25 protein-coding genes are annotated in these 23,845 nt (G+C 65.4%); 11 read left to right on the top strand and 14 right to left on the bottom strand.

Features of this window, described 5'->3' with window-relative positions; translation table 11 throughout:
* Window positions 1-14 precede the first annotated feature (14 nt).
* Window positions 15-875 carry a class I SAM-dependent methyltransferase gene (locus tag AC3G2C_RS14000; RefSeq protein WP_488385238.1) on the top strand — a complete coding sequence of 287 codons (861 nt, stop codon included), beginning with the start codon at window positions 15-17 and terminating at the stop codon, window positions 873-875.
* A 5-nt stretch (window positions 876-880) separates the two neighbouring features.
* On the opposite strand, the gene AC3G2C_RS13995 is transcribed toward AC3G2C_RS14000, so the two are convergent.
* Window positions 881-1,735, bottom strand: a complete 855-nt coding sequence (locus AC3G2C_RS13995) for an energy transducer TonB (protein ID WP_488385237.1) — start codon at window positions 1,733-1,735, stop codon at window positions 881-883.
* A 185-nt stretch (window positions 1,736-1,920) separates the two neighbouring features.
* Here AC3G2C_RS13995 and folE point away from each other — a divergent pair, with 185 nt between their 5' ends.
* Genes folE through AC3G2C_RS13970 form a run of 5 tightly spaced genes read left to right on the top strand, consistent with a single transcriptional unit; the run spans window position 1,921 to window position 7,677 of the window.
* A complete protein-coding gene (gene folE / locus AC3G2C_RS13990; RefSeq protein WP_488385236.1) occupies window positions 1,921-2,520 on the top strand; it encodes a GTP cyclohydrolase I FolE in 600 nt (199 codons plus the stop codon).
* Window positions 2,521-2,543: 23 nt separating this feature from the next.
* Entirely contained in the window at window positions 2,544-3,830 is a 1,287-nt protein-coding gene (locus AC3G2C_RS13985) for a hypothetical protein (RefSeq protein ID WP_488385235.1), read from the top strand.
* Window positions 3,823-4,539: a hypothetical protein gene (locus tag AC3G2C_RS13980; protein WP_488385234.1), complete on the top strand. Its 717-nt coding sequence runs from the start codon at window positions 3,823-3,825 to the stop codon at window positions 4,537-4,539. The genes AC3G2C_RS13985 and AC3G2C_RS13980 overlap by 8 nt, the downstream gene beginning before the upstream one ends.
* On the top strand, window positions 4,532-7,324 hold the full coding sequence (locus tag AC3G2C_RS13975) for an AAA family ATPase (protein ID WP_488385233.1): 2,793 nt from the start codon (window positions 4,532-4,534) through the stop codon (window positions 7,322-7,324). Before AC3G2C_RS13980 ends, AC3G2C_RS13975 begins: the two co-directional genes overlap by 8 nt.
* Window positions 7,324-7,677, top strand: a complete 354-nt coding sequence (locus AC3G2C_RS13970) for an EF-hand domain-containing protein (RefSeq protein WP_488385232.1) — start codon at window positions 7,324-7,326, stop codon at window positions 7,675-7,677. The genes AC3G2C_RS13975 and AC3G2C_RS13970 overlap by 1 nt, the downstream gene beginning before the upstream one ends.
* 377 nt (window positions 7,678-8,054) lie before the next feature.
* Here the strand turns inward: AC3G2C_RS13970 and AC3G2C_RS13965 are convergent, their stop codons facing one another.
* From AC3G2C_RS13965 to AC3G2C_RS13955, 3 genes are all read right to left on the bottom strand, one after another.
* Window positions 8,055-8,492 (bottom strand): hypothetical protein, encoded by a 438-nt coding sequence (locus AC3G2C_RS13965; protein ID WP_488385231.1) that lies wholly within the window; start codon window positions 8,490-8,492, stop codon window positions 8,055-8,057.
* Between the two features lie 139 nt (window positions 8,493-8,631).
* Window positions 8,632-9,576, bottom strand: a complete 945-nt coding sequence (locus AC3G2C_RS13960) for a serine/threonine protein kinase (protein ID WP_488385230.1) — start codon at window positions 9,574-9,576, stop codon at window positions 8,632-8,634.
* Entirely contained in the window at window positions 9,573-10,013 is a 441-nt protein-coding gene (locus AC3G2C_RS13955) for a hotdog fold thioesterase (RefSeq protein ID WP_488385229.1), read from the bottom strand. The genes AC3G2C_RS13960 and AC3G2C_RS13955 overlap by 4 nt, the downstream gene beginning before the upstream one ends.
* A 56-nt stretch (window positions 10,014-10,069) precedes the next feature.
* On the opposite strand from AC3G2C_RS13955, the gene AC3G2C_RS13950 reads away from it, so the two are divergent.
* On the top strand, window positions 10,070-11,134 hold the full coding sequence (locus tag AC3G2C_RS13950) for a 2Fe-2S iron-sulfur cluster-binding protein (RefSeq protein WP_488385228.1): 1,065 nt from the start codon (window positions 10,070-10,072) through the stop codon (window positions 11,132-11,134).
* 56 nt (window positions 11,135-11,190) lie between these two features.
* Here the strand turns inward: AC3G2C_RS13950 and AC3G2C_RS13945 are convergent, their stop codons facing one another.
* The 3 genes from AC3G2C_RS13945 to AC3G2C_RS13935 form a co-directional block, all read right to left on the bottom strand.
* Window positions 11,191-11,634: a rhodanese-like domain-containing protein gene (locus tag AC3G2C_RS13945; RefSeq protein ID WP_488385227.1), complete on the bottom strand. Its 444-nt coding sequence runs from the start codon at window positions 11,632-11,634 to the stop codon at window positions 11,191-11,193.
* A 182-nt stretch (window positions 11,635-11,816) separates the two neighbouring features.
* Window positions 11,817-12,230: a hypothetical protein gene (locus tag AC3G2C_RS13940; protein WP_488385226.1), complete on the bottom strand. Its 414-nt coding sequence runs from the start codon at window positions 12,228-12,230 to the stop codon at window positions 11,817-11,819.
* A 52-nt stretch (window positions 12,231-12,282) separates the two neighbouring features.
* Entirely contained in the window at window positions 12,283-12,765 is a 483-nt protein-coding gene (locus tag AC3G2C_RS13935; RefSeq protein ID WP_488385225.1) for a YiiD C-terminal domain-containing protein, read from the bottom strand.
* A 103-nt stretch (window positions 12,766-12,868) separates the two neighbouring features.
* On the opposite strand from AC3G2C_RS13935, the gene AC3G2C_RS13930 reads away from it, so the two are divergent.
* The 3 genes from AC3G2C_RS13930 to AC3G2C_RS13920 are packed head-to-tail and all read left to right on the top strand — an operon-like array spanning window position 12,869 to window position 16,046.
* Window positions 12,869-13,636 (top strand): uroporphyrinogen-III synthase, encoded by a 768-nt coding sequence (locus tag AC3G2C_RS13930; RefSeq protein ID WP_488385224.1) that lies wholly within the window; start codon window positions 12,869-12,871, stop codon window positions 13,634-13,636.
* Between the two features lie 59 nt (window positions 13,637-13,695).
* Complete coding sequence (locus AC3G2C_RS13925; protein WP_488385223.1) at window positions 13,696-14,793, top strand: uroporphyrinogen-III C-methyltransferase; 1,098 nt, start codon at window positions 13,696-13,698, stop codon at window positions 14,791-14,793.
* A complete protein-coding gene (locus AC3G2C_RS13920; RefSeq protein WP_488385222.1) occupies window positions 14,790-16,046 on the top strand; it encodes a heme biosynthesis HemY N-terminal domain-containing protein in 1,257 nt (418 codons plus the stop codon). The genes AC3G2C_RS13925 and AC3G2C_RS13920 overlap by 4 nt, the downstream gene beginning before the upstream one ends.
* A 160-nt stretch (window positions 16,047-16,206) precedes the next feature.
* On the opposite strand, the gene AC3G2C_RS13915 is transcribed toward AC3G2C_RS13920, so the two are convergent.
* From AC3G2C_RS13915 to AC3G2C_RS13905, 3 genes are all read right to left on the bottom strand, one after another.
* Window positions 16,207-16,560, bottom strand: coding sequence for a hypothetical protein (locus AC3G2C_RS13915; RefSeq protein ID WP_488385221.1), 354 nt, complete (start codon window positions 16,558-16,560; stop codon window positions 16,207-16,209).
* Between the two features lie 39 nt (window positions 16,561-16,599).
* Window positions 16,600-16,947, bottom strand: coding sequence for a hypothetical protein (locus AC3G2C_RS13910; protein ID WP_488385220.1), 348 nt, complete (start codon window positions 16,945-16,947; stop codon window positions 16,600-16,602).
* A gap of 914 nt (window positions 16,948-17,861) precedes the next feature.
* On the bottom strand, window positions 17,862-18,431 hold the full coding sequence (locus tag AC3G2C_RS13905; RefSeq protein ID WP_488385219.1) for an IS30 family transposase: 570 nt from the start codon (window positions 18,429-18,431) through the stop codon (window positions 17,862-17,864).
* A gap of 32 nt (window positions 18,432-18,463) precedes the next feature.
* Between AC3G2C_RS13905 and AC3G2C_RS13900 the strand changes: the two genes are divergently transcribed.
* Window positions 18,464-19,738 (top strand): MASE1 domain-containing protein, encoded by a 1,275-nt coding sequence (locus tag AC3G2C_RS13900; RefSeq protein WP_488385218.1) that lies wholly within the window; start codon window positions 18,464-18,466, stop codon window positions 19,736-19,738.
* Here the strand turns inward: AC3G2C_RS13900 and AC3G2C_RS13895 are convergent.
* From AC3G2C_RS13895 to uvrD, 4 genes are all read right to left on the bottom strand, one after another.
* On the bottom strand, window positions 19,735-20,196 hold the full coding sequence (locus AC3G2C_RS13895) for a hypothetical protein (protein WP_488385217.1): 462 nt from the start codon (window positions 20,194-20,196) through the stop codon (window positions 19,735-19,737). The genes AC3G2C_RS13900 and AC3G2C_RS13895 overlap by 4 nt on opposite strands.
* 381 nt (window positions 20,197-20,577) lie before the next feature.
* On the bottom strand, window positions 20,578-20,925 hold the full coding sequence (locus tag AC3G2C_RS13890) for a hypothetical protein (RefSeq protein WP_488385216.1): 348 nt from the start codon (window positions 20,923-20,925) through the stop codon (window positions 20,578-20,580).
* 99 nt (window positions 20,926-21,024) lie between these two features.
* The gene (locus AC3G2C_RS13885; protein ID WP_488385215.1) at window positions 21,025-21,600 is read right to left on the bottom strand and encodes an FUSC family protein; all 576 of its coding nucleotides are present in this window, start codon (window positions 21,598-21,600) and stop codon (window positions 21,025-21,027) included.
* A gap of 23 nt (window positions 21,601-21,623) precedes the next feature.
* Window positions 21,624-23,819, bottom strand: a complete 2,196-nt coding sequence (uvrD, locus tag AC3G2C_RS13880) for a DNA helicase II (protein ID WP_488385214.1) — start codon at window positions 23,817-23,819, stop codon at window positions 21,624-21,626.
* Between the last annotated feature and the right edge of the window lie 26 nt (window positions 23,820-23,845).

Here is a 23,845-nt window from a genome sequence, read left to right as displayed (position 1 = left end):
GCGAGGCGGGCGCCATGTCAGGAGTCACCATGCTGGACGCCTTGCCTACGTTGATCCGCACACTGGAACAGGATCGCTCGCTGGAGCAACCCGAGCGATTGCGCGAACGGGTGCAAGCGTTGGATCGCCTCGACGAGCTGCTGCAGATCGCCGCGAGCTCCCCTGAGCAAATCCATTGGCGACAGCGCGGCGAGGCGGTGTGGGCTCGCCTGGATCGTGTGCAGCGGCGACTGAGCGAGGCGATTCGCTTGGCTATCGTGCAAGGCGCGGGCGCGCATGCGTTGCGTGGCTGGTCGGCGCCAGGCGAGGCGGGCGACCCGCAAGGCTACGATCATCTCGATGCGCTGGTGAGCGATGTGCTCGCCTTCGACGAACCTGGCACGCCGCTGCGCACGCTGGACAAGGACATGGTGTTCTACCAACCCACGCCTGCGCGTCATGTGTTCGAGTTGATCGAGCGTGCTCGCCTGAACTGCGACGACGTGCTGGTGGACCTTGGCTCCGGCCTGGGTCATGTGCCGCTGCTGGTATCCATCTGCACCGGCGCGCGCAGCGTGGGCATTGAGCGTGAGCCAGTCTATGTGGATGCCGCGCGCCAGCAAGCACAGGCGCTGCGGCTCGATCGCGTGGAGTTTCTCGCGCAGGACGCGCGCGAGGCCGATGTGTCGCGCGGCACCGTGTTCTACCTCTACACGCCCTTCAGCGGCGGCATCCTGCGCGAGATGCTGGACAAGCTGGCGCTGGAGAGCCGCCAGCGCCCGATTCGCCTGGCCACGCTGGGCCCGTGCACCGATGCAGTGGCGAACGAGCCGTGGCTGGAGCTGGAGGGCCCGCGCGAGGCCCATCGCATTACGCTGTTTCGCTCACGCGGCTGAGCAACTCAGCTGCCGCTTAGTGGCGTCTTCAGGCGCAGGCCGCTGTCGCCGCCTTGCAGGGCGCCGTCGGGCACGGCATCCGGTGCCTGGGCAGCCAGTGCCGGGCTGATCCAAGGCGGCGTTTCGCGTGGGCCGGGGATGTAGGGGCGCCAGGAGCCGTAGGGATGCTCCTCAATCGGCTTGCCAATCTGATGCAGGGTGAACACCACTGGCACGCGCGCCACGAAGTACGGATCGTCCTGTGCCTTGCCCTGGGTGGGCAGGTTAAAGGTCCAAGTCTTGGCGGCCTTGATGGAGGCGTTGGCCAGCAGCTTGCGCGCCCACTGCATCTCGGACTTGCTGCCGTACTGATCCAGGTTCACCTGCTCGGCAACAGCTTCCTGCACCGTGCCATCACGGCCGATGCGCAGCATGAGGTAGACCGCGCCGGATGCACGTGCATTGATGGCTTCCTGAGGATAACGCGGCCGCACCGATTGATCCTTGTAGCTCACGTAATTCGAATTGATGGCATTCTTGGAACCGAACCAGGCGTCTGCCACCCTCACGTTGAAGTTGCCATTCCCGGTGGGTGTGGCCAACAAGCGTAGATTCATCTGGCTCTTTACCACCTCGGTGCTCGGCCCCGACAGGTCGAAAGACAAGCGCGACATGGTCTTGTCAATCACCTCGCGCAACGGCGCCGACAGCTTGTCCGGCTGGTCGAGCACGTAGCCGTGCAGGCTTCCGTCCGGGTTCACCTCGACCGAACCGGTCACCTCCATGGTGGCCTCCGTGGTCTTGCGGACATCCTGGGCCTGCGCCACGGCTGAGGCTGCGCCCAAGGCAAGGCAAAAGAGTAGGGTGCGTACCAGCTTCATGCGTATCTCCCTATGTGATTGGCGCACATTCTATAGAGGCCGCATCTTCTGATGCGTGCAGGTGGGACAACTCCCATGGTGGCAGCCCCAAGTGCCTGATCCGGTGGGCTCACCGGCCCAGCCCGCCCGAAGCTTGACGGGGGCGTTACACTGGAGGGTCTCAAGCCGTACCCGAAGGAACCCGCATGAGCGACCAGCACGAGCCGACCGAAGTCACCCGCGAACAGGCCGAGGAGGCCGTACGCGTCCTGCTGCGCTGGTCGGGCGAGGATCCCAGCCGCGAAGGCCTGCTCGATACCCCCAAGCGCGTGGTCAAGGCGTACCGGGACTGGTTTGCTGGCTATCAGGTCGATCCGGGCGAGTACCTGCGCCGCACCTTCGAGGAAGTAGCCGGCTACGACGAAATGGTGGTGCTGCGCGACATCGAGTTCGAAAGCCACTGCGAGCACCACATGGCGCCCATCATCGGCCGCGCCCACGTGGGCTACCTGCCGACCAACCGCGTAGTGGGCATCAGCAAGCTCGCCCGCGTGGTGGATGCCTATGCGCGTCGCTTCCAGGTGCAGGAAAAGCTCACCGCGCAGATCGCCCAGTGCATCCAGGAGAACCTGCACCCGGCCGGCGTGGCCGTGGTGATCGACGCCAGTCACGAGTGCATGACCACGCGCGGGGTGCACAAGCGCGGCGTGTCGATGGTTACCAGCCAGATGTTGGGCGCCTTCCGCGACGACGCACGCACGCGTTCGGAGTTCCTCCAGTTCATCGGCATCCGCGGCGGCCGCTGAGCACTGCGCCCTTGATGTTGCCGATGGAAAGCGCAGACGCCGACGAGCGTCTGCAAGACGTACTGCGCGACGGCGTCAGCGCCGAAGACCTTCCTGCCGTGTTCCCGCTGCTGCGCGGGCGTGCCGTGCTGCGCGCGTTCAGCGCGCTGTTCCACGGTGGCGATGCGCAGGTGCTGTTGCGCCTGCTAGTGCTGCGCACGCTGGGCGCCCGCGCGCACGCGCCGGAATGGGCGCCGTCGGAAATCCGCGACCAGCTCGCCTTTGTCGAGCCGGTCAAGCTCGAAACCGTGGTGCAGCGCCTGAAGGAGCACGAGCTGCTCACGTGGGACAGCGAAACGCTGCGCTATCGCGTCAGCCCGCTGGGCCGCAAGGCGCTGGCGGCCGTAAGCACCCTGCTGGAGTTCGAGCGCGACGACGAGGACGGCCTGGGCTACATCACCGCCCAGCTCGCCGCCGGCCAGGCGGTGGGTCGCATCTCGGCCGACGAATTGGGGCATTTGCTGTCGCGCCTGTCCGAGCTGAAGGAAGACTTCGACCGCGCCGTGCTCTCCGGTTCCGAACACCGTATTCGCCGCGCCGCCGCGCGGCTCGATTCGGTGTGGACATGGGTAGAGAAGGGCACCGAGGTGGTAAGCGCCATCGCCGACAGCGACGAGCTGGACCCGGCCACGCACCGCCTGGCCCAGGCCGTGGGCCGCGCGCAGAGCGCGCTGCTGCGCCAGGCCGGCGTGTTCCAACGCGAGCTCAACAAGATCGACCAGCACCGTGTGCACCTGGGCCGTACCGGCCTGTCTTCCTCCGACCTGGTGGCCTGGCTGCGCGCGCAGGGTTCGGAAAAGCTCGCCCGGCACGCCGACGAAGCGCAGCTCATGCCGGTGCATCCGCCTTTCCTGCAGGACCAGATCGCGCTGGATGTTGCCGAGTTCGAGCTGCTCGAACGCGAGCGTGCCGCCGCCGAAAGCAGCGAGCTGCCCAACGCGGAGGCCACGCCCTCCACCCACGATCTACCCATCGACGACGAAGACCTCTCGCCCCTGCTCGCCTGGCAGGGCGAACTGGCGGCCGTGGTCGACCCACTCGAACTCAGCGACACCCTGCGCGGCGACGACTACGCGCTGAGCGCTTACCGCCTCTCGTTGCTGGGCCTGCTGGGCGACCCGGAATCCTCCGCCCTGCAAGGGCCCACCGCCGATCTGGCGCGCTTGCCGCTGCAACTGGAAATTGAACCGCGCCTGGTCGACCCCGGCTTGGCGGCGATCGCGCTGGTCAGCGCGGGCCGCCTGCACCCCAAGGACAAGAGACATGCATGACGAAACGGCCGCCCTGGTGGCCCGGCTGCTCTCGCAGCGCTGGCTGCCGCGCGACGACGCGCAGGCGCGCAAGGCGCTGCTGGACGAAAGCTTCCGCGAAGACCTCGACCGACGCCTCGCCGCCGTTGGCCTGGAACTGCGCGAGCATCCGTACTCGGCCTATATCGGCGTAGCGGTGACGCGCAGCGCCGAACGGCACGTGTTCGGCGGCAGCGACAGCTGGATCTCCAACACCTTGCAGCTGGACCGCGATGCGGTGGCGCTGCTGGTGGTGCTGTGGGCGCTTATCGTGCTGCCCAAGCGCCAGCGCCAGCTCGACCGCCAACAGGCCGAAGCCGATGCCTCGCAGACGCAGATGTTCGCCGAAGCCAAGCCGATCTCGCGCGACCCCGCGCTGTCGCCGGTGGTGGCCGAGCGCACCCTGCTGGCCGATTTCGGCGACAAGCTCGGCGGCAAGACGCGCGTGAACTTCAACCTGGGCGTGCTCAGCCGCCACGGCTTCGTGGTGCGCCGCAAAGGCGAGATCGCCGAAGGCCCCTTGCTCGATCTGGTGTTCGACTACGAACGCACCGCGCGACGCATCCTCGACGGCGCGCTGGGCGACCTGCTGGCGGGCCTCACCCCGCGCGATGACCTCGGCGACAGCGACGACTCGCTCTACGACGACACCGACGAACTGGACGACAGCGAAGTGACCCACGATGTTTGATTTCCGCAGCCTCGAAGTCATCCATTGGGACTACTGGCAGCGCTTCAGCCTGCCGCTGGATACCAACATCGTCACCGTGGTCGGCCCCAACGGTTCGGGCAAAACCACCTTGCTCGACGCGCTGCGCACCCTGCTCACCATCGACTGCGCCGGCAATCGCGACTACAAGAGCTACCTGCGTCACAACGGCAAGCCGTTCGCCTGGCTGCGCGCCCGCGTCGGCAACCCGCCTGGCCCGCGCGGCGAGCGTCCGTTCTTCCCCATCATGGACAGCGAAGTCACGTTGGCCCTGCGCATCCAGAAGAAGGGCGGCGAGTGGCAGCGCCAGTACGTCGTGCTTGGCGGCGACGTGAGCGTGGATGAGATCGAGGCGCGCAACGAATGGCTGGGCCTGCGCGAATACCGTGTGCGCCTGGAGGGCGCGGGCCTGTCGCAGGCCATCCGCCGCGTGCTCACCCTGGAACAGGGCGCCACCGACAAGCTCTGCCAGCTGCCGCCCAAGTCGCTGCTCGACCTGGTGTTCGACGTGTTCGGCGACAAGAGCGTGCTGGAGGATTACCAGCGCGCCCGCAACGAGCAGGCCGAAGCCGATCGCGAACTGCATGGCCTGGAGCACCAGCTATCGCTGATCGGCGTGAGCCTGCAGGAGGCCGAAGGCCGCGTGCGTTCATGGCAGGAGTGGGACGCGCTCAAGCGCGAGCACGCCGACCTGGTCGCCGAAACGCTGCCGCGCACCGAACTGGCCGAACTGGCGGCGGGCATCCGTGGCGCGCGCCCGCAGTTGCTCGGCCTCAAGCGCAAATGCCGTGACCTCTCCACCCGCGATGTGGAGCTGCAACGGCAGTTGCAGTCGCTGGATGGCCTTGAGGAAACCCTGCGCGCCGAACAGCACGGCGCCGACCAGGCCCGCCAGCAAGCCAAGGCGCAACTGGACGAAGCGCGCAGCGCCGAAACCGCCAACGCCACCGTGCTCAAGCAGGAGCAACACCTGCGCAAGCTGGTGGCCGAACAGGACGGCGCCGATCATGAACAGCAAGGCAAGCGCCTCGTCGACGCACGCAGCCAGCTCGGTCGCCTGCAAGCGGACGAAATGCGCCTGCGCGAACAGCTCGCCACCCTCACCGCGCAGCTCAGCGCCTGGCGTCGCGGCCAGCGCTATACACCGGAGTTCGAGCAGACCTTCCGCCGCGCGCTGGACGAGGCCAACATCGGCCACAGCATGCTGAGCGAAATCGTGGAGATCACCGATCCGCGCTGGCAGGCGGCCGTGGAAGCAGTGCTCGCCGGCTATCGCCACGTGGTGTTGCTCGATCATCCGCGCGACCGCGAAGCTGCCTGGCGTCTGGGCGAGCAGCATCGCTACAAGCACTTCGTGGTGGCCGACCGTGCCCCGACCACCGCGCCCACGCGCGGCTCCCTGCTGGAAGTGGTGGACTTCACCGCGCCCGCACCGGAATGGCTGCTGCGCCAGCTCGACCGCATCCGCCGCGTGGACGACGTGGCCGACGGTGCCAAGCTGGGCAAGGAGCAGGACTGGATCACGCCGCAGGGTTACTTCCGCGAGCGTCGCGGTGGCCGCCACCTGGGTGTGGACGACGTGTACTTCGGCAGCGCCGCGCGCGAGCGCCAGCTGCGCGAAGGCGAAGACCGCCTGCAGCAGATCGAAAAGCAGCTGCGCGCCCTGGCCGACAAGCGCAAGAAGTGCCAGGAAGACGCCAGCGACGCCGAAAGTCTGCTGCGCGGCGCCAACGCCAGCGGCCAGCTGGCCGATCGCGCGGACGAATTCGCCGCGGCGCACGAAGCGCAGGCTGCCCTACAGGATGACGTGCAGCGCTGCGCCGACAGCTACGCCGCGGCCGAAGCCCACTACGAAGCCGTGCGCGAGAAGCGCCAGCAGAACTCGCGCCAGCGCGACAACGAAGCACGCGAGCACAAACAGGCCCAGCAGCAACTGGCTGACAGTGCGCGTCAGTTCAACCAGTCGCGCAACGAACAGATCGATCGTCTCAAAGCCTTCCGCCACAAGCGCAGCCACGTGCGCCCGGCGCATCGCGGTCGCCGTGCGATGGCCGAGCTGCGCGAACGCTACGAATCGCCCGCGGCTGTGCGCCGCGAGATCGAGCGTATCGAACGCCGCCTCAACGAGGGTCACTGGGAAACCGATGATGGCGTGCTGCCGTTGCGCGACAAGTTCGCCAACGACCACGACGGCCTCAAGCAAGATCTGCAACGCCGCCGCGTGCACCTGGAGCGCGCCGCGCGCATTACCCACGAAGCACGCGCGGCCTACCTCAACGTGCTGCGCAACACGGTCAAGCGCTATGCGCGCAACCTCAAGGTGCTGGCCGACCTGGCCGGCATCGGGGTGGACGTGGATTTGCCCGAGCTGTCCAACGAAGACCTGGCGCTGGCCCAGGCTGGCCTGACCGTGCGCTTCGAGTTTGACAAGAAGGGCTGGATCGGCATGGACGACGGCGAAGCCTCCGGCGGCCAGCAGGTGATGAAGTCGCTGCTGTTGCTGGTGGCGCTGATGCGCGACGAGGATCGACCCGGCGGCTTCGTGTTCATCGACGAACCGTTCGCGCATCTGGACATCTTCAACATCGACAAGGTGGGCGCCTTCCTCAAGTCCACCCGGGCGCAGTACATTCTCACCACCCCGGCTACGCACAACATCAACGTGTTCCAGCCCAGCGACCTCACCCTGGTCACCAGCAAGCGCCGCCCCGGCGCCACCTGGGCGCAGCCGCTGGCGGTGCTCCGCCGCCGCACCGAGGCCGCCTGATGTCCACGCGGCCAGGCATGCGCACCGCGTTGCGGCTCGCTGCTCTGGCCGCTCTGCTGTTGCCACCGGCGCTATGGGCGCAGAGCACGCCGCAGGAATACCTGCAGCAGTTAGATACCGATGGCGATGGGCGGGTGAGCGAGGCGGAGTACGTGGCGCACATGAGCGAGGGCTTCTATCGCCTCGACGTGAATCACGATGGCGTGCTCACACCGGACGAGCTGCCGGGCGGACACGGCAAGCCGATCACGCTGAAGCAGTTTCAGGACAACTTGCGGCGGCAGTTCCACCGGCTGGACCGCAACCACGATGGGTATCTGGATGCGCGAGAGCTGGCGCAGCCTCCGCAGTGAGGTTCGCTTGGGCACGGCGTCTGGAAGCGACCTTGCCTGCGCTTCAGTTGCATCTGCTCAGGATCGCGCCTCACCCAAATAGGCTCGTTGCGCCGGCCCAGTGCCAGCTTTGCCCACGCCATCCTCACCCTTACCTACAACGTCATCCCTGCGAAAGCAGGGATCTAGCGCCTTGGCTTTTGTTGTGGCGCTATGGCGCCCAGGCTCACCGGTGACCGAGCTGACAGCGACACCGCACGGTTAGAGACGAAAGCACACGCGAGACCAGGCTTTGGGTTGCCGAAAAACGCCCCGCGCTTTCGCAGGGACCGCGTCGCTTGAGAACGGAGGCATGCAACATGCCTCGCGCTCACGTCGCATCGGTCTCCTCAGGCACGTTACCGCAAGCGCAACGCCAGCCACGACAACAGCGCCAGCAGGTTCACGCCCAGGCGCGCCACGCCCGGCCCCGCCACCGCGAGCAGGAAACCCTCGCTGCCCACATGCCAATCCAGGCCCAGGCGCATCGGCAACTGCAGCGTGGCGTAGACATTGATGAAGGCGCCGCAATGCAGCGCATAGCTCAAGATCGGCGTGGCGACCAGCGGCAGCTGCATCAACTGCGCCCAGCCCGACAGGCGCACGCCTTGCTCGCTGCCTTCGATCAGCAGCACGCCAGCCACCAGGATGAAGGTGTAAAGCACCAGGCCAATCACCGCCACGATGGAATCGTGCGGCGAACCGAACGGCAGCAATCGGCGCAGCATGGTCACCATGCCGAAGAAGCCGCCTGCCACTTCAAGAATGCCGATCAGCCGGAACAGGAAATTGCGCACGTGCGTACCCGCGTAAAAGCCCGGAGCATAGCGGAAGCCCGGGCCGCACATGAGCGCTTGGTGCGCATTTCCTCGAAGCAGCGGCCATGCACGTTCGGCTGCGATTCAACCGCGCGGCGGGTGCGGCCGACGCGCTCTGTCAGAGGGCTTCGACGAGTTCGTGCAGATCGGCGATGTGTTGCTCCCACCAGCGCGGCTCCGCCGCAAAGGGGAAGGCCGCGGGGAAGGCGGGGTCGTGCCAGCGGGTGGCGATCCAGCCGGCATAGTGCAGCTGGCGCATGGCGCGCAGCGCCGGCACCAGGGCCAGCTCGGTGAAATCGAAATCGCGCATCTGCTGGTAGCCGTCGAGCAGGGAGTTCATGCTGGCGTCGTCGTTGGCCAGCATCCACAGGTCCTGCACGGCAGGGCCCATGCGGGCATCGTCCAGGTCGACGAAATGCGGGCCGGCATCGGTCCACAGCACGTTGCCCGGATGGCAGTCGCCATGCAGGCGAAGAGTGCGCACCGGACCCACAGCATCCAAACGCGCGGCTACGGCCTGGTTCACACGTGTGGCGGCGTGGTCATAGGCGCCGTGCAGCGAAGGGGGCAGCAGCGAAGAGGCCAGCACCGCGCGCATGGGCAGTTCAATGAAAGTGGCGCGGTCGATGCGGCCGCGATGCGCAAACGGCTGGCGTGCACCCACGCTGTGGATGCGCGCGATCAATCGACCCAGCCAGCTCAGTTGTTCGAGCGATTCCAGCGAAGGTGCGCGGCCGCCGCGGCGTGGCGTGAGCGCATAGCGAAAGCCGGCGTGATGCAGCAAGGTGCGGCCGCCAAACACCAGTGGCGCGACCATGGGCACTTCCGCCTCAGCCAGTTCCCGGGCAAAGGCGTGTTCTTCCAAGATGGCCGCATCGCTCCAACGCTGCGGACGATAGAACTTGGCGATCACCGGCTGGGCATCCTCGATGCCCACCTGCCATACGCGGTTCTCGTAGCTGTTGAGCGCAAGCAGGCGGCCATCCGGCCAGAGGCCGCAAGCGCTCACCGCATCGAGCACGCACTCGGGATCGAGCGCGGCGTAGGGCGCCTGCTGGCTCAACGCGGCGCGACCACGCGGGAGGGGATCACCGCCATGGTGATGCGCGAGATGCACACCAGTTCGCCGGTTTCGTTCTCAATGCGGATTTCCCACACCTGCGTGGTGCGGCCGATATGCACTACGCGCGCGGTGCCCGTGACGGTGCCGCTGCGCACGCCGCGCACGTGGTTGGCGTTGATGTCCAGGCCAACGGCCACTTCCTGCGCCGGGTCCAGGGTGAGCATGGCGGCGGTGCTGCCCAAGGTTTCGGCCAGTACCACGGAGGCGCCGCCGTGCAGCAGGCCATACGGCTGGTGGGTACGGTGATCCACGGGCATGGTGCCTTGCAGCCAGTCATCACCGATGCCGGTGATGCGGATGCCGAGCGTCTCCATCATCGTGTTGGCGCTCCACCCGTTGATCCTGTCCAGCGAAATGTCCTGCTTCCAGATAGCCATGGCTTGATTCTCCGACACAAGGGCCACATTGTCCTTCGACTGCCGTCGCCGCGACAATGCGCACCGTGTTTACCGTCACTCTTCAATCCTCCGGGCGCCAGTTCCCGCTTCGGCCCGGCGAAACCGTGCTGGAAGCGGCTCAGCGCGCGGGCATCGCCCTGCCGTATTCCTGTCGCGCCGGCGTGTGCGGCAGCTGCAAGGCGACCCTGCTGGAGGGGCATTGCGGGTACCCGCGCAACCCGCCCGTGGCGCTCAGCGGTACCTCGCCGGCGCAGCACGCGATCCTGCTGTGCCAGGCGGTGCCCACCAGCGACGTGCGCATCGAAGCGCGCGAAGTGACCTCGGTGGAAGACATCACGCGTCGCCAATTGGACGTCGTGGTGGTGGACAAGCGCTTGCTGGCGCCCGATGTGGTCGGCGTATGGCTGGCGCCCGCGCCGGGCCAGCCGCGCCTGCATTGGCTGCCGGGCCAGTACCTGGATGTGCTGCTCGACGACGGTCGCCGTCGTCCGTTCTCCATTGCCAACCACCCCGGCCCCGATGGCGTCATCGAGCTGCATGTGCGCCATGTCGCCGGCGGCGGGTTCACCTCATGGGTGGCCGATGCCTTGAAGGTGGGCGACACGTTGCGCATCGAGGGGCCGCTGGGCACCTTCGTGCCGCGCGAGGATTCGGAGCGGCCGATGATCTTCATGGCGGGCGGCACCGGTTTTGCGCCGGTGAAAGCCGTGGTGGAGCATTTCATCGCGCTGGGCACGCGTCGCCCGATGCATGTGTACTGGGGCGCGCGCCGCGCGGAAGATCTCTACCAGCGCACGCTGGCGCAGCACTGGATGCAGCGCGCGCACCACTTGGTGTTCGAGGGAGTGATCTCCGATCCGGAGCAGGCAGGCGAGGGTTTGCGCGTGGGCCTGGTGCACGAGGCGGTGCTGGAGGATCAGCCCGACCTCAGCGGATACGACCTGTACATGAGCGGGCCGCCCGCGATGATCGACGCCGGGCGCCAATTGTTCGTGGACGCCGGCTTGCCGGAAGATCGCCTGTACTTCGATTCGTTCGACTATGCGCCGGATGTGCTGGCGCAGATCCTTGCCGGGCGGGCCGGCATCGCACGGCCCTGAGTATCCGGGCTAAGGCGCGGACCGCGGCGTGTCGCCCGGTCCGCGCGGGTTGAACTTTAGTTCTTGCCCTTGGCCACCGGCAGCTGCGCCTGCTGCCAGGCCAGCACGCCGCCGCCGAGCACATAGACCTTGGCGAAGCCGGCCTTGACCAGGCGCTGCGCTGCCTTGGCGGTGGTGCGGCCGTCCTTGTCGATCAATACCACCGGCAGGTCCTTGGCCTTGGCCAGGTCCTTCTGCTCGGGATCGAACTGGCTCATCGCCACATGGCGCGAACCGGGCACGTGTGCCTTTTCGTAATCGGCATAGGCAGAGAGATCCACCATCAGCGGGCTTTCGCGGTTGATCAGCAGGGTGAGGCCGGCCGGGGTGAGTTCCTTGTACTTGCGGAACAACATCATCACCTGCGTGGCGATGATCGCCAGCAGTAGGACGACGAACAGGGCGACCAGCGCCAGGTGGTTGCCGATGAACACGGGCAGCTTGTGCAGGACATCGCTCATTCGAAGGTTTCCGCAAGCGCGGCGCCGGGCCGCGCGTATTAAAGAGAACGGGCGATTATACGGCCTAGCCGCCGCTTGGCGCCGGCTTGCCCGTTCCGCGTGGCAGGCGCCGGCCCGAAGAGCTATATCGGGGGCCAGCCACGAACCGCGCGAGCGGCTCGACCTGGCGGCCAGTCAGGCGCTTACTGCCGGCTGATGTCCGGCAGGCCGCTCATCAGCCACCAATGCTTGGACTCGGCGTCGTAGCGCCAGGTCTGGCGGTCCGTGATGGTGCGCTCGGACTGGGTGTTCACGTTGACCAGGTTGATCTGCACCACCTGGGTCACTTCGGTCTTGCCGTTGGGCGTGGGACCCTTGCCGTCGTCGTAGCCGCTCACCTTGTATTGCTGGTAGCGGGACATCTCCAGCGGCGAGATGGGGTGCTCCTCGCGCATCTTGGGGTCCACGAATTGCAGGGCACTGTTGAAATCGCCCCAGCGCACCGTGCTGGCGTAGGCATTCAGCGTGGTGGTGAGCGCGTCGTTCTGCCTGTCGGTGGCGCAGCCGCCGAGCAAGAGCATGGTGACGGCGGCAAGCGGAGTCAGGATGCGGCGCATGGCGGGTTCCCCGGAAACGAGGCGCCATTCTGCCGCAATCGGCCCGGGGATTTCACACGGCGTCCGGCGAGCGCCGCTTGGCCACGAAACGGCCCTCCAGCGTGGCCGCAGGCTTCTCGGCACTACCGGGCACCCGGCATACCACCTCGATGCGCGCCCGGCCGCGGCTGGCCAGCGTGTCGAAGAAGCTTTCCCAAGTGGCGCCTTCGGCGAGGCGCGCCTCGCTCAGAAAGTCACCCCATACCGGTTCCAGGTAGCGCACCGTGGATTCGCCCACGAACACATCGCACTCCAGCCCGCGCTGACGCAGCTCCAGTTCCACCAGGCCCCAGCCGGTAAGCGTCATCGTGCTGACCAGGCTGCCGCCAAAGGCACAACCTTTGTCGTTGATGTTGGGCCCCAGTGGCGCGGCGATGGTGAGGTGGTCGGTGTCGGTGCTGTGCAGGGCCAGGTCCATGGTTTGCGCCAGCGGGATCTCCTCGCGCATGAAATTCACCAGCTTGCGCGCCAGGGTGGTTCGATCGGTCGTGCTCATTCGGGCTGTGGGGAGCTAGGGGGATCGCCTAGTGTACGAGCCTGCCGGCCCCGCGCGGCGGCCAGCTACACTCGTGGAGACTTTTCTCTGAGGCCACGCGTGCATGCCCCCCGTCCGTTCCCATGTGGCACCCTCGCTGGTGGGCCGTACCGTGGTAATCACGCGGCCGGCCGGCACCGGTTCCGCCTTGGCCCGGCAGGTACGCATGCGCGGCGGTGTGCCTGTGCTCTTGCCGGGGCTGGCCCTGCGCGGCGCGATGGACGCGGCCGCCGTCACCGAGGCGTTGCGCGAGGCGTTGGGCGACGACGTACTGGTGTTCACCAGCCCCGCCGCCGTGCGCTTTGCCGCGCAGTTACTGCCGTTGCGTACGCAGGCCGTCGTATGCGCGGTGGGGCAGGGCACAGCGCAAGCGCTGCGTCGTCACGGTATTCGTGCGCCGCTGGCGCCAACCGCGCGGCAGGACAGCGAAGGCTTGCTGGCCATCCCCGAAATTGCCGAACTCGACCATCGGCGTGTCGCCCTGATCGGCGCACCCGGTGGACGCGGTGTGCTGCGCGGCGAGTTGGCCGCACGCGCTGCGGCCTTCCGGGAAATCCACGTATACCACCGCGCTGCGCCCCGCTGGACGCAACACCACCGCGATGCCATCGCGGCGCTGCCGGAGCAGGCGCGCGTGCTGCTGTCCAGCGCCGAGGCCTTGGCCCATTTGCGCAGCGGCTTGCCGGCGCCGCTGTTCGCCGCGTTGACACAGGCCGTCGCCGTCGTCAGCAGTGAGCGCCTCGCCGAGGCCGCACGGGCGGCAGGGTTTCATCGCATGGTGCTTGCCGATTCAGCTTTGAGCACGGATTTGCTGGCCGCAGCCGCGCGATAGGGCCATTTTCACGCCCGTTTGATGCAAGCTCGCCGTCGCGGGCTGTTAGCATGGAGCGTATGAGCCAAGACGACTCCACTCCCCCCGTTGGCGCGACGGTGAGCCCTCGCGCGGATTCTTCCTCCTCACGCGCGGCAGCGCCCGCCCGCCGCGGTAGCGGCACGCTGGCCGTCGCCTTGCTGTTTTCACTGGTGGCTGTGGGTGGCACCGGTTACGTTGGCTGGCGCCAATGGCAGCAGGAGCAAGGCAATGCCGCCGGCAATGCCACGCTGGATGGCCTCAAGCAACGCGTGGCCGCGCTGGAAAGCGCGCTGTCTAGCAGTGCCAGCGAACGTGGCCTGATGCACCAGCGCCTGGCCGACGCCGATCAAGTGAATCGCTCGTTGCGCGAGGAATTGCTGGGCCAGTCCGAGCGCACACGCAGTCTCGAAGACGCCGTTGCCAAGCTCTCGGAAAAGACCCTCTCCGCGCATGACGCCATGCTGCTGGACGAAACGGAGTCGCTGCTGCGCATGGCCAAGGAACGCTACGAGTTGTTCCACGATGCACAGGGTGCCGTCACCGCCTATACGCTGGCCGACCAGACGCTCGCCGCCGTGGACGATGGCGCCTTCTCCGGGCTGCGCCAGAGCATCGGCGCCGAACGCGACGCCCTCACCAAGAGCCAGCCGGCGGGCCTGAATGCCGCCGTGAATGTACTCAGCAACCTGCGAGCCGGCATGGCGCAATTGCCGCTCAAGCCATTGGATGCACCCGCCGCAGGCACAAACTCCGGTTGGTCGCGCATCAGTGCCGCGCTGGATAGCGTCGTGAAGGTACAGCGCACAAACGGCGCCCCGCTCTCGATGGCCGATGCGCGGTTTGCCCGCGAACTCACCGCCATCGATCTGGCCCAGGCGCAGGCCGCGTTGCTCGCGGCCGACCACGATGACTACGTAGCCGCGCTCAAGCGCGCCGACGCCGGCATGGCCGCGCAGTTCGATGCAAACGCCCCTGCCGTGCAGCAAGCACGCACGCAGCTGGCGACCTTGCTCGCGCAGCAGGCACCCGGCGCAGTGCAACTGGGCGCAGCGTTGAACGAATTGCGTAACCTGCGTGCCGTGCATGCGCTCAAACCCACCGCAAGCGTGACGCCGCCAGGCGGAGCCAAGTCATGAAGCTGTGGCGCTGGATTTTGCTGCTGGTGATCGTGGCGGCACTGGCCGCCTTCGGCTGGCATTGGGTCGCGGAAGATCCGGGCTACCTGCTGGTGCGTCTGCGCGGCTGGCAGGCCGAAACCACCGTCGTGGCAACCGTGGTGATCCTGCTGGTGGCCTGGGCCGTGCTCAGTGCATTGTGGTTTGCCGTGCGCTGGCCCTTCGGCGCGATCAGTCGTCGCCATCGCCGGCTCAGCCGCAAGAAAATGAGTGAGGGCCTGATCGCTTTGATGGAGGGCCGCCATGGCGATGCCGAGCGCGACCTGCATCGCGCCTCGCGCCTGGATGTGTTGCGTGGCCCCGCCTTGCTGGCAGCGGCGGAGGCCGCCTCGCGTCGCGGCGAACAGGCGCGCGCCCTCACCACGCTGGATGAAGCCGGCCAAGCCGCGCCGCGTGCCGCACGCGTGTTGCGTGCGCGTGTGCTGCGTCGCGATGGCAAAGCCGCCGAGGCCGTGAACCTGCTCGCACCCGAAGCGGAGAGCGGCCAGCTCACCGCCGGTGGCTGGCGCGAATTGGCCCTTGCTGCGCTGGCAAGTGGCGACATGCGTCGCGCCCGCGCCGCACTGGAGCCCCTGCAAAAAAGTGGCGCACTGGGCGCGCGCGGTTTCGCCACGCTGGAGAGCCAAGTGCTGGCCGCCTCGCTGCGCGCCGCGCCCGATGCCGCCGCGCTCAACACCCTGTGGTCGCAGATGCCCAAGGCACAGCGTCGCGTACCCGCCGCCATCGATGCGTACGCGCGCCAGGCCGCCAGCTTCGGCATGATGCTGCCAGCCATGGACGAAGTGGAGTCCGCGCTTCGTCGCGAGTGGTCACCGCTGCTCATCGAAACCTACGGCGCACTAGGCGCCGAAGACATCGAAGCGCGCCTGCGTCGCGCCGAATCCTGGCTCGACGCCCACCCCAACGACGCCGCGCTCCTGCTCACCCTGGGTCGCATGTGCGTGCGGCTGCAACTGTGGGGCAAGGCCGCGCAATACCTGGATCGCTCGCTGGCCCTGGTGCCCAGCAGTGGCGCCTGGGAGTCGCTGGGCGACGTGCACGCCGGCCAGGGCGACGCCGCGCTCGCCCAGCGCTGCTATCGCAACGCACTCGCCCTGGCGCGCGGGGAACCCGTGCAGCCACTGCCGCAAGGTACACGCAGCACACGCTTGGATACACGCCCGATTGCTATGGAAGAGCGCAGCGAGCTCGGGGTGCCGCGATTGCCGGAGTGAGAGGGTGGCGGCTGCGCCCTGTTATCGGCAGCCGTGGCGCGGTAGCTTCTTTGCCCTTGAGAGGAGAGCAACAGCGCCACTGCCGGCGCCCGCAAGTTTGCGGAAGGGCCTCGACTGAACTCCACCCCGACGCGCTACTCCGATCTGGGAGCGCGTCGCTCTACTCGGTTTGCCCGATAGAGTAGTCGACCTCTTTGACGACGCCTCCTTTCTTGTCGTACCAGCCCCAAACTCCGTATTTCTCGCCCATTTTGTATTTGCCGCGTACATGAACGTAGCCACCTTCCCAAGCGACAAACGGTCCATGCTTAATCTTGCAGATCTCATGTGTACCTGACTTTCCCCACGGCTCGATCTGTGCAATGGCAGGCGAGGGGCAAAGGAGGTTTTCATAGGCGACGCCGTTGACCTCACTGTCACGGCAAGCGACTAAGAAAACGCAAGCTACGAGTCCTAGTAGGAAGAAATTGCCTGTCGCCGGTTGCTCCTGGCGTTGACCAGCTTTCCGTTGCATCAGGTCATTTAGCGAAAGCGAGTTTGTGCTTCTATCAATCTATGAACCGAAGGGATTCGTGCAAACAGCTTTTACTGGTTGCACACCAATTCGCGAAAGAGCCAAACGAATTGCATCCGCGGAAGCAAGTGGCTGATGGATGCAAGGGCGCTCTAGCAATGCTCGTTGAAGTGCGGGAGCCGCTTTCTCCGCCTTCTTACCGAGAGAACCCAGCGCACCAGCAATCCAGCCTCGTACGCTATCATCCTGACTTGTCAAAAGAACGGTCATTGTATCAATGTCGTTAGAAGATACTTCGTCAGTATGCCGAGCCACCCACTGACCAAGCGCTTGTGCGCGCAGTCTTCTGTCTTTGGTCGATTTCGCCGTGTTTATCTCATCGACCAACGCTTCGACATGCGATTTTCGTTACTCCTGGTGGTTCATGCATTTCAGCCGCTGATGCTGCGATTGCCAAAGGCAATGTCTCCGCGAAGGCAACGCTGCGCCAAGGAACTAGCATGCTGAAGAGGAGGCCGAGACAAATCGGAGAGGTTATGCTGCGGGGCTTCTCGGAGATTTTCGCCATATCACTGCTTGCCGGTCGGAAGAAAAGTGCGATGACTTTGGATGCCAGATACCTGAATACCCGTGAGGCGCCCATCGGTGTCATAGTTGAGCCGGTTCGATAAGTCGTTGCCTGATGTCCATGTCTTCTATCCCCCCTTGTATGCGCGAAGAATGTTCAGTAACCAAGGGGCGAGCGAGTGATACGTTGGTGGACAATAGATTTGCTTCTCATTGCAGTGGAACTTTGGCTCTTTGGACTCCGTATCTAGCCATCTCAAGAAAACGTCCTTTCCGCCAAAGGCATCGGCATAAGTGGATAGTGCGTTGGCAAACAATGCCGATGCCTCCTCCTTGGAAAGCGCCGGCTGATATGGCTGCAATGGGTGCCATCTTTGCCCTGCGCCTCGACCAGCCATTGCCAACGAAGGAACTCCCGCCTCGCATCGATCGCCGCGAAGGACGTAAATGGCGACATTGTCGCCGGAGCCGGCGACGTATATCACGTCTGAAGAAGTGCGATGCTCCGCGTATAGAGAGAGACTCTCCGGCATCGGCGAGTAGTCCAGAAGCAGCTTGCTGCACTGTGGAAGTAACAAGCTTGTCGATATGACCTTGAAGTGCGCCTCTTTTCTATCAATAGGTAATTCAAATATAGGGTCAGTAGAAATGCCGCCCCTGTACGCGGACAACGCCTCTCTCTGTTCCGGCCGAAGTGAGCGGTAAGTGAGCCAACGTCGGTGGTACTTCCGTTGCTATCGACGTGTTGCAGTTGCCCCGTGCTTTGATGGTAAACCCAGTCCAGGCCGAGCGGATCGATTCGGTTCGGCGCCGTTGTCCCAGGTGAGGGTGTGCACACGCTGGCGCAGCGCGTACAGGGCCTGCAGGATCGCTCGCAGGGTAGGTTCGGCCTCGCCACTGACCACGCAGCGCAGGCGAAGCAAGCGGGATTTTCGCTCCACCAGCGTGACGATGCGGGTTAGGCCTTTGCCAACGATCGTGTCGCCCTCCCAGTCTCCGAGGCGCTGGCGTGTATCGACCATGGCGGGGCGCTCGCTGATCCGGCGCCCGCCAAAGCGCTGGCGTTGTCGTGGCGTACCGCAGCGATGCCGTCGCCGCTTGCGACGCCGTGGGTGCGTCCACAGGGTACCGCCGCGCTGCCGATCATCGGCGATATGTTGGTAAATGCGCTCATGGCTGATCGCGATGTCACCCTGGCCGGCGATCTGCTCGGGACTCCAGCCATCGGCCAGAGAGGCCTCCACGATCGGCCATTGGTCAGCGCGGATGCGGGGCCGGGCACTCGCCTGATGACGGCGTTGCATGCTTGAGACTATTCTCCAAGGGTGAGGTGAACATGCGCGTCCTGGTCACGTGTGGACTTGCGATGGCCACAGTTTCCACAGCCATCACGATCGGCCAGTTGCATATCACGCGATTGCCCGCCGGCTATGTCATCCAGTACGACGAACTTATCGCGCGGCTCATGCTTGGCAACTTGATGGGCATACTCACCATTGTGCCAATCGCTTTGGTGTTGTATCGGAGTTTGAAGGCTGTCGACGGTCGTTGTGTGACGTGGATGCTCCAGGCCATGGATAGCCGCTTCTTTCTGGAAAACACGTTCCTCGTGGCACCGGTACTCGGTTTCCTTGGTTGGCTTGGTTCGCGAAATGCTGGCACCCAGTCAGCCGCACAAATGGTCATGTTCTTCCCCGTAATTCTTATGGCCCTGCGATACGGATGGGTTGGTGCCGCTGTGGCGGGAGCGATGGCGAGCATGGGTATCGTGGTGTTGATGCCCGCCGAGAACGATCCCGCGACATTACATGCTGAAGCGGTGGTGGCTATAGCCATAGCGACCATGCTGGTGATTGGTGATCGCTTGTCTCGGCTGGATCGCCGAGCACAAGATGCGCAACTAGAGAAGGACAGGGCAGTCGAACTCGCCTTGCGCAATGCCTCGCTCGGCGAAGCGCAGCTGCGCATTGCTGCCCTAGCCATGGATCAAATGCGCGATTCCGTCAATACTACGTTCGATACGATGTTGAGTCGCTTGCGGCATCTTCAGCCGGTAGCAAGCGACGCGAGCTACCGCAGGCAAGTAACGCTCACGCAGGAGCGGATCTTTCAACTGGCCGATAGCGTGAGCCCATCACAATTGCGCGAACGAGGGCTGCCGGCGGTGCTTATCGAGGGCACGCTGGCGCGCACTCTTCATGAAGCCGGAGTCAGATACTGGTGCGATCTACGCGGCCCGGTGAGTCTCTTTGCTCAGCCCCTGCAACTGGCGGTATATCGTATGACTTGCGAGGCCCTTGCCGACGCGCTGGTCGGTCGCGATGCCTCCGAAGTCCTGGTGAAAATTCGCTGTGGTTCGCGCCATGGGGGGTGGATGGTGCTGATGATCGAAACGAAGCATCAGCCGGATCGAGCAGAGCATGTGAATTGGGCTGTTGCCCATCGACTCCGGTTTGGCGCCACGGGGCTGGGGCGCAAAGCTATCGAAGATCGAGCCGCCGTTTTCGGCGGCCAGGTGCGGGAGCGCTCCCTGCACCGTGGCCGCCGCCTGACGGTGTCGTTACGCGAACCGTACCCGTTCGCGCCATCTTTGCAGTGCGCTTCTTATTAAAGCGCCTTCAAGTTGCAGTCAATCGGAGTGCCGCATTTGGCTTCCGGGGCCATCATCGCCCTTAGCTGCAACGTGCCATCGCTCAGCGGAGTTGCCGTAATCACCGTGTCGCTATCGTCGTAAACGGTAGCCGATGCCGCCGCTGGGGCGGCATCGCTCGGGGCTTCCGCAGGCTGGCTCGATGTGGCCACCTGTTGCGCGTACTGGCCGATGGGCAGGGTGATGAACTCCCCGTTGGCGGCGCCGACGCCGCCGAGCACGTTGCCGTTCGTATCGTTGACTTGAATGTAGTCGATGCCGCCCAGTGCGAAGACATACAGGTGGTAGTTGGGGCTGGCGCTGACGTCCGGCGCATTGGGCCACGACTGGCCAAGGCCTGTGGCGGGTGCTTCGGCGAGGGCCGCGAAGCTGGCGGTGGCGATCGATACGGCGAGTACGGCGCGTGATAGCAGGCGCATAGTGAATTCCCTTCTGTTGGTGGAGTACAGCCCCTGTTTCGAAAGAAAATCTAACACTCACCGAATGGCGCGTCCCCGCGAAGATCGCATGAGTGGAAGGGGTAGCACTGTTGATGGTGTCACTTTGCCGCTCGCCTATTCGTGGGTTTTTCAAAAGACGACGTGTGCGGCATTTGGCTCAGTGGGTGCCACCATTTTTTCGCTTTCTTCGCTGTGTAAAGCATTTGCCGTCACCGCGTGAGACTGTGCAGTAGGACTGGTGTTCGAGCGCATTTTGTCGCGTTTCGGCGCGCGCGTTGCGAGGCTCCTCATGGACGGCGAGTCACGATAGCGCGGGTTGCTTTGGTGCTCTGCAGTGAACGTGCTGCGGCGGGCGGGTGATCAACTCGCTGAGATGGCCCAGGTGATAAAGCCGGCATTGACGGCGGTGAACACCAGCGCGGTGAGAAATATCACGTCCGCCATGCGCTCCAGACGATGATTGCGCTTGAGGTTGCGCGTGCGCAGGGCCCAGTACGACAGCAGGCAGGAGGCGAGATACAGCATGGAGTTGATCGCGAGAAGGTCGTCACCCAGGATGTCTTCCTTGCGCAGCGATATCACCACGCGAAGGATGCCGATGACGGTGAGGCACACGCCCACCATGGCCGCCGAGGCGGTGAAGATGTGTACGCAGATGTCGTGATCGAGCCGGCGACGTTGGCTAGGTTCTTCGGTGTCGTTGTTCATGGCGGTTCCCTCATCAAGGACGCTGCACTCAAGAGGCGGCAAAGAGGCGTTGGGTTCCTTGCTGCCCAGCGTAGCGTTCAGTTCCCGGATGCTTTGGCGTTACGTTCTAGATGGGGAGTCGACCCAGCGCGCTTGCGCGCGTTCCGCCAGGGCTACCACCAGCAGCGCGCAGGCAATGCCCAGTGCGACCTCGCCGATGCGGGTGAGTGCCACCCACCAGAACGACCCGGTGTGCGGCACCAGCATCACGATGGTGGTGGTGCTGCCGCTCAGGCGCCCCGCGCTGCCCACGCCGAACAGCCAGCACGCGGTGATGGACACCACGATGGCTGCCGCGTATCCCACGAACTGTTCGCCCCAGACCAGCGTGGCTACCAGGCCGCATACGCTGCCCACCAGCGCCCCGATGATCTGGTCGCGCGAGGATGCGCGCGTGTCCAAATAGCTTTGTTGGGTGACCGCAATGGCCGTGAGTGCCGCCCAAAAGGCCTGCTGCGTATGCAGCAACAGGCCCAGCCCGTAGGCGGCGCTGGCGGCGATGACCGCGAGCGCCGCCAGCCACATGCCTTGCACCATGCGGTGCCACCAGGGCAGGCGGCGATAGATCGATGTCATGTTCTGCTGGAAATCCAGCAGGCTCCGTAGATTCTCGCGAAGGGAAAAACGGGCGTTCATGACATTGGGTCTCCCTCTGCGTGCTACAGCGGGGTGAGGTTGGCGTAGGCGTACACCAGCCATTTGCTGCCGTTGCTGGAGAAGTTCACCTGGATGCGCATGTGCGCGCCGCTGCCCTCCGCGCTCACCACCACGCCCTCGCCGAAGCTCGGATGGCTCACGCGCTGGCCGAGCTTGAGCGGCATGCTCTCTTCCAGCGAGTGCGAGCCCGTGCTGGGGCGCGCCCCGTACAAAGGGCGGCTCACCTGCACGCGCGGACGCACCTCGTCGATCAGCTCCGGTGGAATCTCGGCGAGGAAGCGCGAGGGGCGGGCCAGCATTTCCGTGCCATGCATGCGGCGCGACTCGGCATGCGTAATGAACAGGCGCTCGCGGGCGCGAGTGATGCCCACGTAGGCGAGGCGGCGCTCTTCTTCCAGGCGGCCTTCGTCGTCCACCGAGCGCTGGCTGGGGAACAGGCCTTCTTCCATGCCCACCAGGAACACCACGGGGAATTCCAGGCCCTTGGCGGAATGCAGCGTCATGAGTTGCACGCAATCGTCCCAGGCTTCGCCCTGGCCTTCGCCCGCTTCCAGCGCGGCATGCGAGAGGAAGGCGGCCAGTTCGCTCAGGCCGGCCTCTTCGTCGTCGGGCGTGAGCTCGAAGCGGCTGGCGACGTTGACCAGTTCGTCCAGGTTTTCCACGCGCGATTCGGCGTTGCCGCGGCTGTCCTTCTCGTAGAAATCGCGCAGGGCGGTGTGGTTGATGGCGTGATCGATCTGTTCGGCCAGCGCCAGCGCATCGCCGGGCTCGGCGCCGGCGAAGGCGCGGGCCATGTCCTCGATGAGCGAGAGGAAGGCCTTCACCGCGTTCTTGGCGCGGCCGGCCAGTTCCTTGCCGCCGCCCAGTTCGTTGAGGGCGGCCTCCCACATGGAACTGCCTTCGGCGCGCGCACGACGGCGCAGCACATCCAGCGTGCGGTCGCCGATGCCGCGCGGCGGGGTGTTCACTGCGCGCTCGAAGGCGGCGTCATCGTGACGGTTGGAGGACAGGCGCAGGTAGGACAGCGCGTCCTTGATTTCGGCGCGGTCGAAGAAGCGCTGGCCGCCGTACACGCGGAAGCGGATATCGCGCTGCATCAGCTGTTCTTCGAAGTTGCGCGACTGCGCGTTGGATCGATACAGGATGGCGCAGTCGCGTGCCTCGCCGTGTTCGGCGACGTACTCGCGGATGCGCTCGATCACGAAGCGCGCTTCGTCCTGCTCGTTGTACGCCGCATACAGCGCAATGCGCTCGCCTTCGCCACCGTCGGTCCACAATTGCTTGCCCAGGCGGCCGCCGTTGCGTGCAATGACGCTGTTGGCCGCTTTGAGAATGGTGGAGGTGGAGCGGTAGTTCTGTTCCAGCTTGATGGTCTTGGCGCCGGGGAAATCGCGCAGAAACTGCTGCACGTTCTCCACCTTGGCGCCGCGCCAGCCGTAGATGGCCTGGTCGTCGTCGCCCACCACGAACACCTGGCCTGTCTGTCCGGCCAGCACGCGAATCCATGCGTATTGCAGGGTGTTGGTGTCCTGGAATTCGTCGATCAGCAGGTAACGCCAGCGATCACGGTAATGCTCAAGCACGTGCGGGTGGTGCAGCCACAGCTCGTGGGCACGCAGCAGCAGTTCGGCGAAATCCACCAGGCCAGCGCGGCGGCAGGCTTCTTCGTAGGCCTGGTAGATCTGCACCAGCGTGCGCGTCATCGAGTGATCGCGGTGCTCGATGCTGTCCGGGCGCTTGCCCTCGTCCTTCCACTGGTTGATCTGCCAGGTGGCTTGCCGCGGCGGGAAGCGCGCCTCGTCCAGCCCCAACCCTGTAACCACGCGCTTGACGATGCGCTGCTGGTCATCCGCGTCGAGAATCTGGAAACCCTCCGGCAGCCCGGCCTCGCGCCAGTGGCGGCGCAACAGGCGATGGGCGATGCCGTGGAAGGTGCCCACGGTGAGGCCTTGGGTGCCGCCGGGAATCAGCTGTTCCAGGCGCGCGCGCATTTCGCCAGCGGCCTTGTTGGTGAAGGTAACGGCGAGAATCGCCCACGGCGGCACCCCCTGCACCTGGGTGAGCCAGCCGATGCGGTGGGTGAGCACGCGCGTTTTGCCGGAGCCGGCGCCGGCCAGCACAAGGTAATTGCCAGGGGGCGCGCAGACCGCTTCGCGCTGCGCGTCGTTGAGCTTGTCGATCAGGTGGGAGACATCCATCCCCCCTATTGTACCGGGCCTGCCTT

The organism is Frateuria sp. sgz306004 (assembly GCF_057750885.1).
Note: the sequence above shows the minus strand (reverse complement) of the source record. Positions and strands in the feature narration are given on the sequence as shown.

Excerpts from the sequence above, each read along its gene's own strand:
- AC3G2C_RS13955 (WP_488385229.1), bottom strand. The coding sequence starts at position 10,013 with ATGGCTATCTGGAAGCAGGACATTTCGCTGGACAGGATCAACGGGTGG.
- AC3G2C_RS13890 (WP_488385216.1), bottom strand. The coding sequence starts at position 20,925 with ATGAACAACGACACCGAAGAACCTAGCCAACGTCGCCGGCTCGATCAC.
- AC3G2C_RS13950 (WP_488385228.1), top strand. The coding sequence starts at position 10,070 with ATGCGCACCGTGTTTACCGTCACTCTTCAATCCTCCGGGCGCCAGTTC.
- AC3G2C_RS13920 (WP_488385222.1), top strand. The coding sequence starts at position 14,790 with ATGAAGCTGTGGCGCTGGATTTTGCTGCTGGTGATCGTGGCGGCACTG.
- AC3G2C_RS13935 (WP_488385225.1), bottom strand. The coding sequence starts at position 12,765 with ATGAGCACGACCGATCGAACCACCCTGGCGCGCAAGCTGGTGAATTTC.
- AC3G2C_RS13940 (WP_488385226.1), bottom strand. The coding sequence starts at position 12,230 with ATGCGCCGCATCCTGACTCCGCTTGCCGCCGTCACCATGCTCTTGCTC.
- AC3G2C_RS13905 (WP_488385219.1), bottom strand. The coding sequence starts at position 18,431 with ATGCAACGCCGTCATCAGGCGAGTGCCCGGCCCCGCATCCGCGCTGAC.
- AC3G2C_RS13985 (WP_488385235.1), top strand. The coding sequence starts at position 2,544 with ATGGAAAGCGCAGACGCCGACGAGCGTCTGCAAGACGTACTGCGCGAC.
- AC3G2C_RS13930 (WP_488385224.1), top strand. The coding sequence starts at position 12,869 with ATGCCCCCCGTCCGTTCCCATGTGGCACCCTCGCTGGTGGGCCGTACC.
- AC3G2C_RS13980 (WP_488385234.1), top strand. The coding sequence starts at position 3,823 with ATGCATGACGAAACGGCCGCCCTGGTGGCCCGGCTGCTCTCGCAGCGC.
- AC3G2C_RS13970 (WP_488385232.1), top strand. The coding sequence starts at position 7,324 with ATGTCCACGCGGCCAGGCATGCGCACCGCGTTGCGGCTCGCTGCTCTG.
- AC3G2C_RS13925 (WP_488385223.1), top strand. The coding sequence starts at position 13,696 with ATGAGCCAAGACGACTCCACTCCCCCCGTTGGCGCGACGGTGAGCCCT.
- AC3G2C_RS13900 (WP_488385218.1), top strand. The coding sequence starts at position 18,464 with ATGCGCGTCCTGGTCACGTGTGGACTTGCGATGGCCACAGTTTCCACA.
- AC3G2C_RS14000 (WP_488385238.1), top strand. The coding sequence starts at position 15 with ATGTCAGGAGTCACCATGCTGGACGCCTTGCCTACGTTGATCCGCACA.
- AC3G2C_RS13975 (WP_488385233.1), top strand. The coding sequence starts at position 4,532 with ATGTTTGATTTCCGCAGCCTCGAAGTCATCCATTGGGACTACTGGCAG.
- folE (WP_488385236.1), top strand. The coding sequence starts at position 1,921 with ATGAGCGACCAGCACGAGCCGACCGAAGTCACCCGCGAACAGGCCGAG.
- AC3G2C_RS13885 (WP_488385215.1), bottom strand. The coding sequence starts at position 21,600 with ATGAACGCCCGTTTTTCCCTTCGCGAGAATCTACGGAGCCTGCTGGAT.
- AC3G2C_RS13945 (WP_488385227.1), bottom strand. The coding sequence starts at position 11,634 with ATGAGCGATGTCCTGCACAAGCTGCCCGTGTTCATCGGCAACCACCTG.
- uvrD (WP_488385214.1), bottom strand. The coding sequence starts at position 23,819 with ATGGATGTCTCCCACCTGATCGACAAGCTCAACGACGCGCAGCGCGAA.
- AC3G2C_RS13995 (WP_488385237.1), bottom strand. The coding sequence starts at position 1,735 with ATGAAGCTGGTACGCACCCTACTCTTTTGCCTTGCCTTGGGCGCAGCC.
- AC3G2C_RS13915 (WP_488385221.1), bottom strand. The coding sequence starts at position 16,560 with ATGCAACGGAAAGCTGGTCAACGCCAGGAGCAACCGGCGACAGGCAAT.
- AC3G2C_RS13895 (WP_488385217.1), bottom strand. The coding sequence starts at position 20,196 with ATGCGCCTGCTATCACGCGCCGTACTCGCCGTATCGATCGCCACCGCC.